The following is a 15,805-nucleotide window of genomic DNA, read 5'->3' on the forward strand; positions in this document are numbered from 1 at the left end:
TAATGGAGTTATCATGAGTGAAGTTTTTACATCCAGCGATTGAAGGCGGCGTCAAGAAAGGTGTGGCTGGATTTGCTGGCGGCACACTGAAATGCCATTGCGCAGTCGACCCAGTTGAAGTCAAGGTCGAGTCAAACGTTGCCCACAATCACGCCTGTGGCTGTACCAAATGCTGGAAACCTACCGGAGCAGCGTTTTCAGTGGTTGGTGTAGTACCACGCGATAAAGTGACTGTCGTTGCCCATGCGGAAAAATTGGTAGTAGTGGATGAATCTGCCGCCATTCAGCGTCATGCCTGGCAAAGAATGTGGCGCCCATTTGTATGGTCGCATCGAAAACACCGCCCATCCATTTTACGGTCTCGATTTTATCCATACTGAACTTTCTGCTGACGAAGGCTGGGAAGAACCACGCTTTGCCGCTTTTGTATCCTCCATCATTGAGGGTGGTGCGGCACGTCCTGAACAGATGGATGGCGTACGCGCTAAACTGTCAAAACTTGGCTTACCGCCTTATGATTCATTGAATCCACCGCTAATGGATGCTATTGCGACCCATATTGCTAAGCAAAAAGGCATTCTTTAACTGTCATTGGAAGCGATACGCCGTACCGCTTCCATTTTTCTGCACCATCAACTATTCGTAAACCAACAACGTATTTTCAGTCACGTAACGCCTGCAGCAAACGCCCAACCTCGCACACGCATTTATTAAAAATCACTTACATCTGCATATTGAAAGATAATAAATTAGTGATTTCCTTGATCTTTCCCTTAAAAAACATTTAAATCATCACCCGTTGATTTAAATGTTGCAATGCCTGTCTGCGTATTATCTAAGCATCTCTTAGCTCGCGTTTTAAACCATGTAATTTTACCCATGAGCCCACAGCAACCAAGGGTTGTGAGCCAGATGATTTTTAATTGAAAAATAGTTGATATGTATATTTTTTCAGATGGTTATCTAAAGCCCTCGGCGCACAAACAAGCGCTAGGCGACTGGCTAACTAGCCAAGGGGTCAGTTGGGTTTATGTAGGTAAAGTATTACTTGCTGTCACGATTGCTTACTGGCTAGCGATGTTTCTGCAGCTCCCCAGCACCCGCTCAGCCGCACTGACGGTGTTAATCGTGATGCAACCACAAACCGGCCAAGTATTAACCAAAAGTGTTGCGCGTATCATTGGCACCATCTTTGGCCTCGCCGTCAGCTTGCTGTTGGTCGCGCTGTTTCACCAGCATCCCGTAATGTTTGTGTTAGGCACATCACTTTGGTGCATGTTTTGTATCAGCGGTGCCGTGCGCTACCGTGACATGCGCAGCTACGCCTTTCTGCTGGCGGGGTACACGGTAGGAATGATTGGCATTCCGGCCGCAATGGATCCACACATTGCGGTGTCCGTATCCATTGGACGGGTATTAGCGGTTATTTTGGGTATTTTATGTGGGGGATCATTACTGCCTTGGTGTTTCCAGACACTACAGAAACGGCTTATAAATCTCTGTTATCACAAAGATTAAGCAATTTTTGTAAACAGTCTCTCGAACTGCTTAAACATGAAACCACGCCACAAGCTTACCAAATGGCGCGGTTAAAATTTGCGTCACAAGCCGTTATGAGTGAAGCCGTGCGCCAAGCGGCCTGTATTGAAGACCCGCATATGCAGAGTATGCGCAACCAACTTATTCGCCTTACCCATAGTTTTATGGCGCTTGGCACTAGGTTATATGCGCTATCGCGGGTTTTCTTTTCATTAGAAGCGCAGCGTCCTAGCCACCAGCTATTGTCTCACGCATTGGATAGCATCAGCAGGCCATTAGTCGACCTGTTGCAAGAATTGGTCGAGGATAAGCTTTCCAGCGCGCGCGTAGCAACATATCGACGCCGAGTGGATTTTATCTGCCTTTCAACCAAGTTATCGATTCGGGAACAGCGAAGCCAACTATTGGCTCACCCTGACTATCTAGCGTTACCAACTGACGAACAACAACCGCTATTTGAACTCTATGAGACCAGTGCTGAGCTGTTATTTAGATTCACCGATTGCCTCCGCGTATATCTGGAAGACTATGGCGCGTTGACCGATGAGACTAATCCGCAGAAATGGGAGCAAACAGGTGCAATTGGTTCCTGGCAATCTTCGGTCAACTCGCTCTACGCCTTATCTTGTGGGCTACGGGCCAGCATTATCATTTTTATCAGCTATGGCATGTGGTATCTGAGTGGCTGGCAAAGCGGCACCATGTTTTTTCAAACGGCCATTATTGGATTGATGTTAAGCGCAACCTCCCCGGCTCCGCATAAGATGATAGTTGGTTTAGCGCAAGGCTCAGGTCTGGGATATCTTCTCGGCTTTTTGATTACGTTTTTACTGCTCCCTAAAGTGGATGGTTTTCCACTGATGATGGTCTGTGTTTCCCCCATTTTTATCATAGGCACCTGGTTAACGTTAACCCCTAAATACGCCGGTATCGGCATGGGAGCCATGATTAATTTTTGCTTTGTTGCCTCCCCGGCGAACCCGGCGACCTATGCCCCTGAACCCTTTGTAAATATGGCACTTTCGGGTTTTCTAGGCATGGCGGTCGCCGCCGTGATATCGAGTTTAATGTTTCCACCCTCTGGGCGCTGGTTGTCCAACGCCTTACTCAAAGATTTGCGCATGCTGGTGCCAATGGCTGCGAAAGACAACTTGCGCGATCTCAGCACTAAAATTGATAGCCGTTGTCGAGACTTATTACATCAAATCGACGGCGTCACCAAAGGACAAGATAACGTTCAAACGAAGTTAGTGAGTTGGTACACCAGCGTATCGTCGGTAAGTCATGCATTGATAGAATTGCGTCAACTCCTCGCCAAGCTAGCCGTTGAAAACAGACCAACCACTGCCGCCGAACGCCGCTGGCGTAAATCGCTAGTTCATATGCAACGCGCACTTGAGCTGTTGTATTCCGCACCAGACAAACGTCACTACGCCCACGCGCTGCATATAACTGCGCATATGATCAATATTACCCGAGGACAGTTAGAGCCTGAGAGCGAACTGTTTGATGATTCACCGAAACGACAGATGATGAGCTATTTACATTTCATTTATGCCGCGCTGCGTGATCGTGCTGGACCATTTAAAACCTGCAATGCGCAGTTAGTACCAACCATGGCATCGGCCATTTAATGAGTTAAGGCTATGAGTAATTCGACAACCCCACCTAAACGCCGTGGCCGCCGGCAACGCAATGAACTTTCTGGACGCGAAGCGTTACTCAGCGCCGCCATCAAAGCATTTGCCCAACATGGCTATGAGGCCGCCAGTTTACGCGCCATTGCCGCCAGTGCTGGAGTAGACGTAGCGCTTTGTGCTCGCTTGTTTGGTAACAAGGCAAATTTATGGCAAGCAGTACTGGATACTGTGGCAGAAACCTTTGAGCAGCAACATCGTGCCACTTTTGCGGCAATCGACGTCTTGGCCGACAGTCACCCCTATCAGGCGATGTACCAGTTTATCGAATTTCATACTCACTTTACGGTGCAGAATCCTGAGTTATCCGCTTTTTCTTGCAAGAAGCCACCATGTCACCCGAACGCACAGCCATTATCCAACGGCAAGTTATTGAGCCCATGCAACGACCGATGCTTAAGGTTGTCGCAAAAGCTAAAGCAGCCAAGGTGATTCATTATCATGATCCCGCCCTGTTTTTACGTATGTTAGTCGCCGCCATTGTTTTTCCACTCACAGTGCCAGAAATAGCCCCAAGCAATGACCACGAAGACATTGCACAACGAGTGATTAGAGAAGTCAGCAACATCTACCTACAGCTACCACAAAACCAATAACTTCATAAAAAATAGCTAATTATTTTAGAGGAGCATATGAGTCGTTATCTATTAAGAAGCCCCAGGAAGCTGTGCAAAACCTATAGCGCTTACCTTGCCAGTTTACTCCTGCCACTTTTATGCAGTTGTGCTTCTTCCGATGGGATAGCCCCCACGCCAAAATGGCAACATTACCTGTCGCCCATGTAACGGATAAGACTCTGGCGCCACCAATGGTGACTGAACAGTGGTGGACAGCATTCAATGATCCACAACTGGATCAGTTGATTACCAAGATGGAAAATCTTAGCCCAACGTTACAGCAAGCCATAGATCGCATCCATATTGCCACCGCCAAGGTGGGAGTTGTTGGTGCTGACGCCAAGCCACATCTTGCTGCCAACGGCAGTCTAGGCGTTGAACATTGGCCTGAAGACACCCACTACGGTGCGGGTTTAAATGGTGATACCACATGGAACAATACCGCTGGGCTTGCTTTTGATTACGATATAGACCTATTTAAAAAACAGGATGACCGCGAGCAACAAGCGTGGGCGCAACTGCAATTTAGCCGCATCTCCGCCCAAGCCGCGCAATTGCAACTCATCGCTAATATTGTACGAAGCTATATTGGTCTGGCGCTGGCCTATGATCAGCGAGAAGTGCAGCGCCAACGTTTCGCGCAGCAGCAAGAGATTATTAATTTAACCAAACAACAATTTGATTATGGCTTAGGCTCACGTTACGACCTGCAACAGGCTCAAGCACAGCTCCCCATCATCAACAGTGTAATCCGCGCCCTAGATGAGCAGATTGCTCTTGATAAAAACCAGCTGGTGACCTTGGTAGGTTTACCGCTAGCAGAGAGTAACAACATACAACGCCCAACGTTGATGCTCGCCACAACACTCCAATTACCACAGGCGTTACCTTTGTCACTCGTGGGTAATCGCCCAGATATTAATGCAACCCGCTGGCAAATTGTGACCGAAGCTAAAGGCGTTGACTTAGCGAAAGCCAATTTTTATCCCAATATCAATCTGCGAGCCGGCTTGAGTCAGGTGATGACGGTAGGTGATATGACTCAACTCGTTAGCGCCGAAAACCGCAGTTACTCTGCTGGCCCCGTGATTTCACTGCCCATTTTTGATGGTGGTGCCCGCCGCGCACAATTAGGCATTGCCAGCGCACGTTATGATGAAGTCGTGCACAGATATAACGCCACGCTACAACAAGCGTTGCGAGAGGTATCAGACCTGCTGATCCAGCAAAACTCGGCGCAAGATCAAGCCGTATTTGCCGATGATGCTGTTGCACGCGCCACACAGGTTTACCAAACAGCAGAAACCGCCTTCAAGCAGGGCTTTCGGGATTATCTACATGTCTTGGATGCGCAAACCCGCCTATTTGAACAACAGCTCACCAAGGCAACAGTTCATGCTCGGTTACTCACCATTGAAGCCAATTTGGCAGTGTCACTGGGCGGCGGCATGCACTATATCGCGCCCAAAACAGAACAACTGCAACCCGCCAGATTAACCATTCAGACCACTGATGAGGCAACAGCATGTTGCGAGAAATAGCCTTTCATAGCTTTTATATCCCCACAGTAACCTTGATGTTTACTCTGGGCTATTTTCTAACGCTGGCATTGAACCAGATTTTAATGATTACCGGTGCCTACCGTTACATCTGGCACCCGACCCTATTTCGGATTGCCTTTTATATCGCCATTAGCAGCGCCCTGTCGTTAACTGTTTATCATTGAGGCTTAACATGACTTTGAAAAAGTTTTACAGCATTTTTATGACCTTACTCATTGTAGTCATGGCCTTAGTGTTGGTGCGCATGCTGTGGTTACATTACATGAACGACCCGTGGACACGAGATGCCAGAGTCCGTGCCAACGTGATCAATATTGCCCCAGATGTATCGGGGTTAGTGGATAAAGTGCTAGTACAAGATAATCAGCTAGTAAAAAAGGCGAGGTGTTATTTGAAGTAGACGCTTCCCATTATCAACTGACGATGCAGCGTGCGGTTAACAACGTTATTGCAAGAAAAACAGATGTGGATTTACGTAACGAAGAGGCCGCTCGCCGCCGCAGTGCAAACGATTTGGTTGTATCACGGGAAAACCGCAATCAAGCCAGCAGTGCCGCGAAAGTCGCTGAGGCCCAATACCAACAAGCGTTGAGTGAACTTGCTAGCGCCAAACTTGACCTACAACGCACCAAAATCCGCGCGACAGCGGATGGTTACATCACTAACTTAAATTTACACAAAGGCGATTACATTCAAGTTGGTCAGCCCGCATTAGCACTGATAGATAAAGACTCTTTTTGGGTCTACGGCTATTTTGAAGAAACCAAATTACCTTTGGTCAAAGAAGGTGAAATAGCAGAAATAACCTTGATGAGCGGTGAAAAGATGCGCGGTCACGTGAGCAGTATCGCGCGAGGCATTTACGACAGCGACAATCCAGATTCACAAGAGTTAATCGCCAACGTGCGGCCAACATTCGATTGGGTACGCTTAGCTCGCCGTATTCCGGTGCACATTACCTTGGATAATATGCCCGCGAACCAAATACTGGCGATGGGCACAACCTGCACTGTGGTACTGCAAACAGAGCATCCTCGGCGTTGGTGGGATATTTTTTAGCACCGCAGACACAGTCTAACCGTCATCGAATATTCCACCCGCATTCGGCATAAGGGGTGCGGGGTGGAGTAGCAGAGTGCGTTAGCTTTCAGGCAAGCACACCACCTTTTGCAGAAAAATGGCGTGCCACTGATTACAAATACAGTACGGTCGGCACGCTCATTCACTATGGCGAGATAGTTATTAAGCTGCTGGCGGCTCCCACAACTCAACCTTATTGCCGTCCGGGTCTATGACCCAGCCAAATTTACCGAAGTCCGAAGCTTCAGTATCGTCAAGCACATGACATCCCTCTGAACGCAATGCAGCCAAGAGCATATCAAGATTATCAACGCGGAAATTGAGCATAAAAGGTGCTGAACTTGGTGCCATCTTATCGCTGTCATTGCCAAATAAGCTCCAGATGGTCATGCCCGATTCACTTCCAGCGCCACCCCATTGGAATACCGCGCCGCCCCACTCATTTACCTCCAACCCCAGATGCTCTCGGTACCAAGCGCCTAAACGTTTAGGGTCTGCAGACTTGAAGAAGATCCCACCTATGCCAGTGACACGTTTCATAATGTTGCCCTATTTTATGTGGTTCCAACACGCAATTAAGCAGCGCCAAGCTTCGGCATAAAGCGCATGACCGACTCGTGATGACAGCGTCATCAACCTAACCACATTGCAATATGCTGAAAAAATGGTCAATGCAAATAGTGGTCACATTCACTTTTTTAGAGACAATTAATTAAATAGCAGCAATAAAATCAAATTGATAAATATCAATACTAGCGACTCATCACCTGCACAGCGTCAGCAAGCTAACAGGGCCTGCACCAGTTCCGCAACATAGTCATCATCCAGCATTTGTCCCAACATCATTTGATGACAAAGAAGCCCGAGCATGAGGGTAAATAATGGGAGTGTTTTTTCAGCCGAGACATATTTGGCAAACAAGTCGAGGTATTTGCGATTGGCCAACATCATACTGGGATCTTCTGCGACATTAGCCTCGCCAATGACCTGAATATAATCTGCCACCAATTGGAGTTCTTGGAAAAAGCGCGGAGCTATCTGCCTAAACAACACAATAAAGTTGGCAACTCGCTGCGCGGGGCTAGCATCAACCGCCAGAGGCTGTTCCACCAGGGCATCCCCATCAAAATTGATGATGGCATCCGTAGCGGCCTTAAAAAGCTCATCTTTGCTTTGGTAATAGTGATAAACGGCACTCTTACTCATGCCCAACTGCTGGCAAAGTTGTCGCATTCCCAAATTTTTGTATCCATGTTCGAGAAAGATAGCAGCGGCTTGCAGCGCCAACTCTTGGCGGCGCTGTTCATGATTGACAATTTTTGGCATTGCTCCACGTTCCCCCGTTGAATGCTGCGAAATATTAACATAGACCTTTTTTATAGACCACTTGGTCTGCATAGTTTATAGTCCACATGGACTATCTTAATTATCACCATCATTATTAGCGATAAAACAAGGGGATCGGATGCAGACTTCTACTTCTCCCAGGATTCTACTTGCTGGCGCGACAGGGTATCTTGGCTTGCACATTGTTAAGCAGCTACAAGCGCAAAACATCCACTTTGTTGCACTGGCCAGAAACACACAAAAACTCATGGCACAGGGTGTTACTGCGCAGCAAATTGTGCAGGCGGAAGTCACTCAAGCCAGCACCTTAGTGGGCGTCTGCAACGGCATTGATGTGGTGATCTCCTGCTTAGGCATCACGCGGCAGCGAGACGGCCTTAGTTACATGGAGGTGGATTATCAGGCAAATCTGAATCTGTTGCTGGAAGCAGAACGCGCAGGCACACGTAAATTCATCTATATTTCGGCCTTTAATGCTCCGCTCTACCCGCAAGTACGCTTGTTGCAGGCCAAAGAGCGCTTTGCGACTCGTTTACTCCAGTCTAAAAAACTGCAACCTTGCGTTATTCGTCCCAATGGTTTCTTCTCTGACTTGGAAGAAATCTATCAGATGGCATCGACCGGGAAAGTGTATCAGTTCGGTGACGGTTCAGTGCGGCTTAATCCCATTCATGGCCGAGATCTGGCTCAGTTCTGTTTAGCCGCCATTCCTCGCACGGAACAAGAACTCGATGTTGGCGGGCCAGAAGTCTTGTCCATCGAACAAATCGCCCAATTGGCTTTTCGCGCCCTCAATAAACCGGAGCATATTGTCAAGCTACCGGATTGGGTAAGACGCATGGTCTTGTGGATTGTGGCTCGATTACCAGACAGATGGGGCGGACCAGCAGAATTCTTTTTAACCGCGATGAGTCAAGATGCAGTTGCACCCGCCTATGGCGAGCTGCGCCTCGGTGACCATTATGCCCACATGGCCATCGCCCATAATACATAACGCCATATGCACTGCTTGTAACAACTGCGCTGACAAGCACAGGCACGGTTAAAAACTCAGAATGCTTGGCTGTTGGCATCATCAATCATTTCATTTAAAAAGAGTTTTCATTTATAGGCTTTTAAACGCCAGAAACATTATCTGCATTTATTCGTGTTAGTGTTTTTAGCTGGCATACTGTCGGAGAACGCTCGAATAGGCAGAGTGAAGCTGAAGACTGTATCCGTTGCTGCTATTCACAAGGCACTCTGGCAACATTATCGCCATAATGTATACAGGCACCCGATGACCTATTATCAGGATCATGGCTAGCGGCAGAGCGGTTAGGCTTAAGGTGAATATCGTTGCGCTGGCGATTGGGTATAGTCGCAACCAAGTTATATTTCAACAATTGTTACAAGGAGTTGCATTATGATTGTACAAGGTCAGCGGTTACCGGAAGGTGTCCTTGGTGAACTCACAGCAGACGGCGTGGTAGAGCATCAAGTACGTGAGTTATTTGCTAAGAAAAAAGCTGTGCTATTTGCGGTTCCTGGAGCCTTTACGCCGACCTGTTCCAACGCTCATCTCCCTGGCTACGTGGCACTCGCGGATGAGATCAAGGCTCACGGAATCGACTTTATTGCCTGTCTGTCAGTCAATGATGCGTTTGTGATGCATGCTTGGGGCAAAGATCAGAACGCCGCCGAACTGATGATGTTGGCCGATGGCAGTGGCGCCTTTACTAAAGCACTGGGGCTAGAATTCGACACTGGGATATTTGGCGGCATCCGTTCGCGGCGCTATGCCATGATTGTGGAGGATGGCATAGTGACATTGCTGAATGTCGAAGCGCCTAAAGCCTTTGAGGTCAGCGATGCCCGTACTATCCTGGCGGCATTATAGCTCAGTCGCGCGGTAATCTGACGGTGGCGCGCAAACCACCCTCACGGCGATTATCTAGCAGGATCTTGCCCTGATGCCGTTCAACAATGCGCTTGATAATCGCCAGTCCCAGCCCTGAACCGACACTACCTCTAGCGGTATCACCTTGAGTAAAGGGCTGAAATAATGTCTGGATCTGCTCTGGCTGAATGCCGGGGCCGTTGTCTTCTACACAAAAGCGCACCCATTCTCTATCCCAGCCGCTGGAGATACGGATCCAACCATTGCCATAACGTCTAGCATTTTCCACCAAGTTAGCAAGTACTCGCTTGATGGCAATGACATTCATATTGATGACCGGGCAGTCTGGGCTCAAAACCATTTCGATCCCTTCGGTACGTTTGCCTTCCAGTTGTACCAAATCTTCAATCAGCTGGTTTATCTGCATCGGCTCATGCACCTGCTGATCCTGCCGGATATAAGCAATGAACTGATTGATAATGGCATCCATATCTTCGATGTCTTTGATAATCCCTTCCTGCAAATAAGCATCTTCGGCAGCCATCATCTCAGACGCTAGCCGGATACGGGTCAGCGGAGTACGCAAGTCATGAGAAATCCCCGCCATCAGCAGTGCCCGATCCTGCTCCAACTGCTTCATACTTTGCGCCATCTGATTGAAAGTATTGGTCACCTCAATGATTTCTGATGAACCGGACAGTGGTAAAGCATCAGGGAAATCCCCACGCGATACGGCCACTGCGGCTTTCTGCAATCGGCGTAACGGCCGGTTTTGCTGCCGAGCAAACCACCAACCGCCGGCCACACTCAAAGCTCCAATGACCATCAGATATAGGTTTAATGGTGACAGCGCGTTTTCATTCCAACTGTTCAGCGGCACTTTGATCCAAACGGATGGAGCCTGTGGCGGGCGGATCCAGATCTGCAAACCGTTATCATGCTGGGAGATACGCACTTCAGCTTCCCCTCCCAAATATTGCGACATCTGGCTGGAAAGGAATCCGTAATATGTGGTGTGTTCGATTCCGGCTTCACGCGCCTGTTGCTGGTTGTATATCTGCATCTCTTCGCCATGAACCTTGGCATTGAGCGCATCCACCATGGTGAGGTGTTCACGTCCAATATCAACGCCATCGGCGAATAACAGATTGATCTGTCGAGCGATGAGCTGATTGATTTGCTGATAGCTGGGCTTAATGAAGTAAACCGTAACAGTGAGGTAAGAAACCAGCTGATTGATTAGCAATAAACAAGCAATCAGCATGACCGTCTGACTGAAGGCGCTACGCGGTAGTAACCGCTGCCACCAACGAAGCTTCATTTACGTTGCGCACCATCCGGTACAAACACGTATCCCAGTCCCCAAACCGTCTGGATATAGCGTGGATTCGCCGGATCTTTTTCAATCAGACGCCGCAGCCGCGAGACCTGCACATCGATTGAACGTTCCAGCGCGGAATAATCCCGACCACGCGCTAGGTTCATCAATTTATCGCGGGATAATGGTTCACGAGGATGCGTTACCAGCACTTTCAGCACAGCAAACTCACCGCTGGTAAGCGAAATCGACTCATCGTTGTGGTACATCTCACGGGTTGCCAGATTGAGACTGAACTCGCCAAACGCTACCAGTTCTTCCTGTTGTGATGGCGCGCCAGGGATCTCTTGAGCTTGTCGACGCATCACCGCCTTGATCCGCGCCAGTAATTCACGGGGGTTAAACGGTTTCGGCAAATAATCATCAGCCCCTAACTCCAGGCCAATAATACGGTCAACCTCATCGCCCTTAGCGGTTAACATCACGATGGGCAGTGTACTGCCTTGTTGCCGCAAACGGCGGCAGATGGACAAACCATCTTCACCAGGCAACATCAAATCCAGCACCAACAGATGAAAGTTTTCCCGTTCCAACAGCCGATCCATCTGCTCCGCATTGGCGGCACTGCGCACCTGGAATCCCTGCTCCACCAGATAACGCTCCAATAAGGCACGTAGCCTCATGTCATCGTCAACTACCAGGATTTTGGAAGTTTCTTGTCCCATGCGAGTGTTCCTTTAAAGCAAACGGAAAGCCGAGCGGCATCATATGGCCTGATTTTGCACCATAGTAACCGAAAAGTGGCAAGTCTGGCCCAAATTTAGCGAGTAAACCCACAAAAAACTACCCTGGACTTTGTAACAGGAGTTTTAAAACCACTGTGGCAAAGTCCATTCATTTTGTTCGATTTTTGAAAGGAGAGGCTTAGGAATGTGCCAGATCGGCTTCCGTGAGGCTAACACCCTTAATTTGTGCAAACATGGCACTGCCAGGTTTCAATGCCAGTTCATCCAGTGACCAACGGGTAATATTGGCCCACAGCGGCATCCCAGACAGTTGCAACCGTAGCTGCACATAATCACTGTCATCAGAGGCGTTGATCTGTTCTACCGTCACTGGCAATACATTGCGGATGCTGCTGCCGACCGGTTTTTCAGTGCAGACAGAAACTTGGTTACTGTGCACCCGCACCCGGATCCGCTCACCTCGATCACGCAAAGTCTTGTTGACCCATAGACTGGCACCATTCTCTAACTGGAGCCGGGTCATGGCATAATCGGGATGAGTCTCAGCAACGGTAGCCAACAGTAGCGAGCTTTGTTCCTGCTGACTCAACCAGGGTCTTAACTCCGCACTGTCCCACACGGTTTCCAGCGGCCCACAAATTACGGCTTTACCCTTATCAATTACCAACATCTGATCTGCTAGCTGCAAGATCTCATCCAGACTGTGACTGACATAGACAATGGGCAGATTCAGCTCCCGGGTCAGTCGTTGTAAGTAAGGCAATAACTCACGTTTGCGTGGTAAATCCAGTGAAGCTAATGGTTCATCCATTAATAGTATTTCGGGACTCGTCAGCAATGCCCGACCTATGGCTACGCGCTGTTTTTCGCCGCCAGAAAGACTGGTCGGATAGCGTTCCAATAGGTGTTCTAGCCCCAGCAACTGCACAATACTATCGAACTGTTTAGCCGATTTAGCGCCTTTACGTCCGTAGTTCAGATTGCCGCGCACCCGATAATGGGGAAACAGCCGCGCATCCTGAAACACAAAGCCCGCATTGCGCTTTTCCGGCGGCAAGTTGATATGCTTGCCGGAATGATACAGCCAACGATCTCCCAGTTTAACCTCGCCACTGTCTGGCGTTGCTAAGCCACCAAGAATATTGACCAATGATGTTTTACCAGCGCCACTACGCCCAAACACTGCGCTCACACCTTGCAGCGGTAGCGCGACATCAACATCTAGCAAAGTCTCGCCTAACTGGCGTTTTACATTGATACTCAGCATTCTCCATGAGCCCTCTGCTGTGCCTTTTTCCCAGCCATTGTGATGCTACCAGCGACAACAGCGAGATGACGATAGCAATCACACACAGACGCCCAGCCTGTGCCTCAGCGCCAGGGGTTTCAATAAAGGAATACATAGCTAATGGGATCGTGCGCGTTTCACCTGGAATATTTGACACAAAGGTGATGGTGGAACCAAACTCACCCAGACTACGGGCAAACGCCAGCACCATACCAGACACAATACCAGGCGCGGTTAAAGGTAAGCTGATAGTAAAAAACACGCGTAACCTACCCGCACCTAACGTACGAGCGGCCTGCTCCAGACGAGTATCCACAGCTTCAAATGCTTGGCGGATTGCCCTAACCATCAGCGGAAACGACACCACAGCCGCAGCCAGCGCAGCACCACGCCAACTAAAAGCAAAGCTGATACCAAATGTTTCGTATAACCAGTGCCCTATCCAACCAGCACGGCCCATTGAGATTAACAACAAGTAACCCACCACCACAGGTGGCAGCACCAAGGGTAAATGGATTACGCCATCCAGTAATGACTTACCGGGAAAATCAAACCGAGCCAGCACCCAAGCAATGAAAATCCCTGCCGGCAGACTGCAACAGACGGCCGTCAGGGAAACTTTCAGGCTGAGGAGTAACGCGGCGACTTCATACTCTGTCAGTAACGCCAAACGTCATGCCTTTTATTTGATAATAAAACCGTATTTAACAAACACAGCTTTGGCTGCATCTGTCTTCAGATAATCATAAAATGCTTTGGCTGCTGTAGAAGGTTTGCTATTCACCAAGGCCAGCGGATAAGCAATCGCTTTATGACTGCTTTCTGGGAATACGGCTACAGTTTTTACTTCCTTAGACACCAGTGCATCAGTGGCATATACAATCCCCAACTGTGCTTCCCCACGTTCTACCAGCGCCAATGCTGCACGAACATTATTAGCGCGAGCCAGCAGCGGCTCAGCCTGTGCCCACAGATTAAGATTTTCCAACGATTCTTTAGCATAACGGCCTGCTGGCACATGATCAGGATCTCCCACTGCCAAACGACTGTCAGCAACTGCGGCCTTCAGATCCCAAGATGCAGAAATGGTGACATCTTTCACAGCGCTGTCTTTGGGCGCAATCAGCACCAAAGCATTGTGCAGTAATGTGACACGGCTGCTACTGTCTACCGCCTTGTTCTCTACCAGATAATCCATCCATTTTTGGTTGGCAGACAAGAACAGTTCTGCTGGTGCCCCTTGGGCAATCTGCCGAGCCAACGTTGAAGAAGAAGCGAAAGAAAACACTGTTTCAGTGCCGTGTTCTTTATCGAAATTTTGACCAATATCCGTTAACGCATTAGTTAACGAGGCAGCAGCAAACACAGTTACTTTTTCTTTGGCACTGACCCCAAAGCTCAATACCAGCCCTAGCGCAGAGGCCAGCAATACACGCATCAGTGATTTCATCATTTTTCCCTTTTTATAACAGCTGAAGTTAGGAGATTGTGTAAAACCTTATCGTTATATACAACACTACATAGCGATAAACAACACATTCCACAAGTTTCGTGATCCGAGGTGGTTTTTCGATCAGCTTTGAATGAAAATACACCTAACATTTGGCTGGTAATAACTTCAATGAATCTTAAAGCCCTGCTAACACTCAATGATCAACAAAAGCTGTTTGCCAATCCCCGGCGCATCAAACTGCTATTACAAATCCGCGATACCGGTTCCATCAGCCAGGGCGCTCGGGAAGCTGGGATCAGCTATAAAGCTGCCTGGGATGCCGTCAACGATATGAACCAACAAGCTGATGCAGCACTGGTCACCAGTGAAAAAGGCGGCAAAGGTGGCGGCGGGGCCCAGATTACCCCGTTTGGACACCGCTTATTAAAGGTTTATGAGCTGATGGATCAAATGCAGGATATGGCATTAGAAGCCTTGCTCGATGATGCGGTACCCATGGACAACCTCTTAGAGCTAATGGCCCATTTCTCGTTGAAAACCAGCGCCCGTAACCAGTTAACTGGCGAAATTGTTGCCTTACAGGGTGATACCCTCAGCGACAATGTATTGGTGCAACTAACCAGTGGACAACAAGTACAAGCCGCCATTACTCATGCCAGTACCGGACGGCTAGGATTACAACCGGGTAAAAAAGTGCTGTTATTGGTCAAAGCTCCTGCCGTCTTGATCCATAAGCAAGCCGTAAACACTGGCAATTGTCTACAAGGACAATTGTTGGATATTAAGCGCAATGCAGATAAGAGCGAGATTACACTCGATATCGGTGCTGGTGAAAAAGTTTATGCGTCAGTTAACAACACCACTCTTACAGGGATTGAATTGCAATTAGGTGATTATTTTTATGCGGTTTTCAGTCCAGAAAATACCATCATCGCCACGATGAATTAATGGATTTTCCCCAAACATCCAACAGTAGGGTTCTCCCTACTGCGCGGGTGAGGGCAACGCTATTTCTACCAAATGTTTCATCTACCAAGCCACATATCCTGCTTAACGATATCGTGCCAACGGTATTTAGGACTGATCGCTGGAAAGCAAAAAGGCCTCAGTATTCACTGAGGCCTTCGCTTTAAATAGGCGCTTGGCGATGACCTACTCTCACATGGGGAGACCCCACACTACCATCGGCGCGATTGTGTTTCACTTCTGAGTTCGGGATGGAGTCAGGTGGGACCACAATGCTATTGTCACCAAGCAAATTCGGTCAATTCGGAAAGCT

The 15,805-nt window shown here is 48.5% G+C and carries 16 protein-coding genes, 1 rRNA gene and 2 pseudogenes; 11 read left to right on the forward strand and 8 right to left on the reverse strand.

Going from position 1 to position 15,805, the window contains the following annotated elements:
• The first annotated feature begins 38 nt into the window (after positions 1 to 38).
• From gfa to KHX94_RS08420, 8 genes and pseudogenes are all read left to right on the forward strand, one after another.
• Positions 39 to 585 (forward strand): annotated as a pseudogene (gfa, locus tag KHX94_RS21795) (S-(hydroxymethyl)glutathione synthase).
• 354 nt (positions 586 to 939) lie between these two features.
• A pseudogene (locus KHX94_RS08390) lies at positions 940 to 3,173 on the forward strand (FUSC family protein).
• A gap of 12 nt (positions 3,174 to 3,185) precedes the next feature.
• Complete coding sequence (locus KHX94_RS08395; RefSeq protein WP_213683055.1) at positions 3,186 to 3,668, forward strand: TetR/AcrR family transcriptional regulator; 483 nt, start codon at positions 3,186 to 3,188, stop codon at positions 3,666 to 3,668.
• Complete coding sequence (locus KHX94_RS08400) at positions 3,665 to 3,832, forward strand: hypothetical protein (RefSeq protein WP_213683056.1); 168 nt, start codon at positions 3,665 to 3,667, stop codon at positions 3,830 to 3,832. The genes KHX94_RS08395 and KHX94_RS08400 overlap by 4 nt, the downstream gene beginning before the upstream one ends.
• 161 nt (positions 3,833 to 3,993) lie before the next feature.
• Positions 3,994 to 5,394 carry an efflux transporter outer membrane subunit gene (locus tag KHX94_RS08405; RefSeq protein ID WP_213683057.1) on the forward strand — a complete coding sequence of 467 codons (1,401 nt, stop codon included), beginning with the start codon at positions 3,994 to 3,996 and terminating at the stop codon, positions 5,392 to 5,394.
• Positions 5,379 to 5,579 carry a DUF1656 domain-containing protein gene (locus tag KHX94_RS08410; protein WP_213683058.1) on the forward strand — a complete coding sequence of 67 codons (201 nt, stop codon included), beginning with the start codon at positions 5,379 to 5,381 and terminating at the stop codon, positions 5,577 to 5,579. The genes KHX94_RS08405 and KHX94_RS08410 overlap by 16 nt, the downstream gene beginning before the upstream one ends.
• Before the next feature lie 38 nt (positions 5,580 to 5,617).
• Complete coding sequence (locus KHX94_RS08415) at positions 5,618 to 5,815, forward strand: biotin/lipoyl-binding protein (RefSeq protein WP_213683059.1); 198 nt, start codon at positions 5,618 to 5,620, stop codon at positions 5,813 to 5,815.
• Positions 5,800 to 6,474: an HlyD family secretion protein gene (locus KHX94_RS08420; RefSeq protein ID WP_213683060.1), complete on the forward strand. Its 675-nt coding sequence runs from the start codon at positions 5,800 to 5,802 to the stop codon at positions 6,472 to 6,474. Before KHX94_RS08415 ends, KHX94_RS08420 begins: the two co-directional genes overlap by 16 nt.
• Before the next feature lie 183 nt (positions 6,475 to 6,657).
• Here the strand turns inward: KHX94_RS08420 and KHX94_RS08425 are convergent, their stop codons facing one another.
• Together KHX94_RS08425 and KHX94_RS08430 are read right to left on the reverse strand one after the other, a co-directional pair.
• Positions 6,658 to 7,035 carry a VOC family protein gene (locus tag KHX94_RS08425; protein ID WP_213683061.1) on the reverse strand — a complete coding sequence of 126 codons (378 nt, stop codon included), beginning with the start codon at positions 7,033 to 7,035 and terminating at the stop codon, positions 6,658 to 6,660.
• Between the two features lie 237 nt (positions 7,036 to 7,272).
• Positions 7,273 to 7,821, reverse strand: coding sequence for a TetR/AcrR family transcriptional regulator (locus KHX94_RS08430; RefSeq protein ID WP_213683062.1), 549 nt, complete (start codon positions 7,819 to 7,821; stop codon positions 7,273 to 7,275).
• 139 nt (positions 7,822 to 7,960) lie between these two features.
• Here KHX94_RS08430 and KHX94_RS08435 point away from each other — a divergent pair, with 139 nt between their 5' ends.
• Positions 7,961 to 8,836, forward strand: coding sequence for an SDR family oxidoreductase (locus KHX94_RS08435; RefSeq protein WP_213683063.1), 876 nt, complete (start codon positions 7,961 to 7,963; stop codon positions 8,834 to 8,836).
• Positions 8,837 to 9,247: 411 nt separating this feature from the next.
• On the forward strand, positions 9,248 to 9,721 hold the full coding sequence (locus KHX94_RS08440) for a peroxiredoxin (RefSeq protein ID WP_213683064.1): 474 nt from the start codon (positions 9,248 to 9,250) through the stop codon (positions 9,719 to 9,721).
• Between the two features lies 1 nt (position 9,722).
• Here KHX94_RS08440 and envZ read toward each other — a convergent pair whose 3' ends face one another.
• The 5 genes from envZ to modA all read right to left on the reverse strand — a co-directional run bounded on the left by envZ (position 9,723) and on the right by modA (position 14,526).
• The gene (gene envZ, locus KHX94_RS08445; RefSeq protein WP_213683065.1) at positions 9,723 to 11,042 is read right to left on the reverse strand and encodes a two-component system sensor histidine kinase EnvZ; all 1,320 of its coding nucleotides are present in this window, start codon (positions 11,040 to 11,042) and stop codon (positions 9,723 to 9,725) included.
• On the reverse strand, positions 11,039 to 11,764 hold the full coding sequence (ompR, locus tag KHX94_RS08450) for an osmolarity response regulator transcription factor OmpR (protein ID WP_213683066.1): 726 nt from the start codon (positions 11,762 to 11,764) through the stop codon (positions 11,039 to 11,041). The genes envZ and ompR overlap by 4 nt, the downstream gene beginning before the upstream one ends.
• A gap of 199 nt (positions 11,765 to 11,963) precedes the next feature.
• Positions 11,964 to 13,052: a molybdenum ABC transporter ATP-binding protein ModC gene (gene modC, locus KHX94_RS08455; RefSeq protein ID WP_213683067.1), complete on the reverse strand. Its 1,089-nt coding sequence runs from the start codon at positions 13,050 to 13,052 to the stop codon at positions 11,964 to 11,966.
• Positions 13,000 to 13,743, reverse strand: coding sequence for a molybdate ABC transporter permease subunit (gene modB, locus KHX94_RS08460; RefSeq protein ID WP_213683068.1), 744 nt, complete (start codon positions 13,741 to 13,743; stop codon positions 13,000 to 13,002). The genes modC and modB overlap by 53 nt, the downstream gene beginning before the upstream one ends.
• A 12-nt stretch (positions 13,744 to 13,755) precedes the next feature.
• Positions 13,756 to 14,526: a molybdate ABC transporter substrate-binding protein gene (modA, locus tag KHX94_RS08465; RefSeq protein WP_213683069.1), complete on the reverse strand. Its 771-nt coding sequence runs from the start codon at positions 14,524 to 14,526 to the stop codon at positions 13,756 to 13,758.
• A 168-nt stretch (positions 14,527 to 14,694) separates the two neighbouring features.
• On the opposite strand from modA, the gene KHX94_RS08470 reads away from it, so the two are divergent.
• A complete protein-coding gene (locus tag KHX94_RS08470) occupies positions 14,695 to 15,474 on the forward strand; it encodes a TOBE domain-containing protein (RefSeq protein ID WP_213683070.1) in 780 nt (259 codons plus the stop codon).
• Between the two features lie 191 nt (positions 15,475 to 15,665).
• Here KHX94_RS08470 and rrf read toward each other — a convergent pair.
• Positions 15,666 to 15,781 (reverse strand): 5S ribosomal RNA (gene rrf / locus KHX94_RS08475).
• Positions 15,782 to 15,805 lie beyond the last annotated feature (24 nt).

Origin of the sequence: Shewanella dokdonensis (assembly GCF_018394335.1) — a bacterium.
Lineage (GTDB): Bacteria > Pseudomonadota > Gammaproteobacteria > Enterobacterales > Shewanellaceae > Shewanella > Shewanella dokdonensis.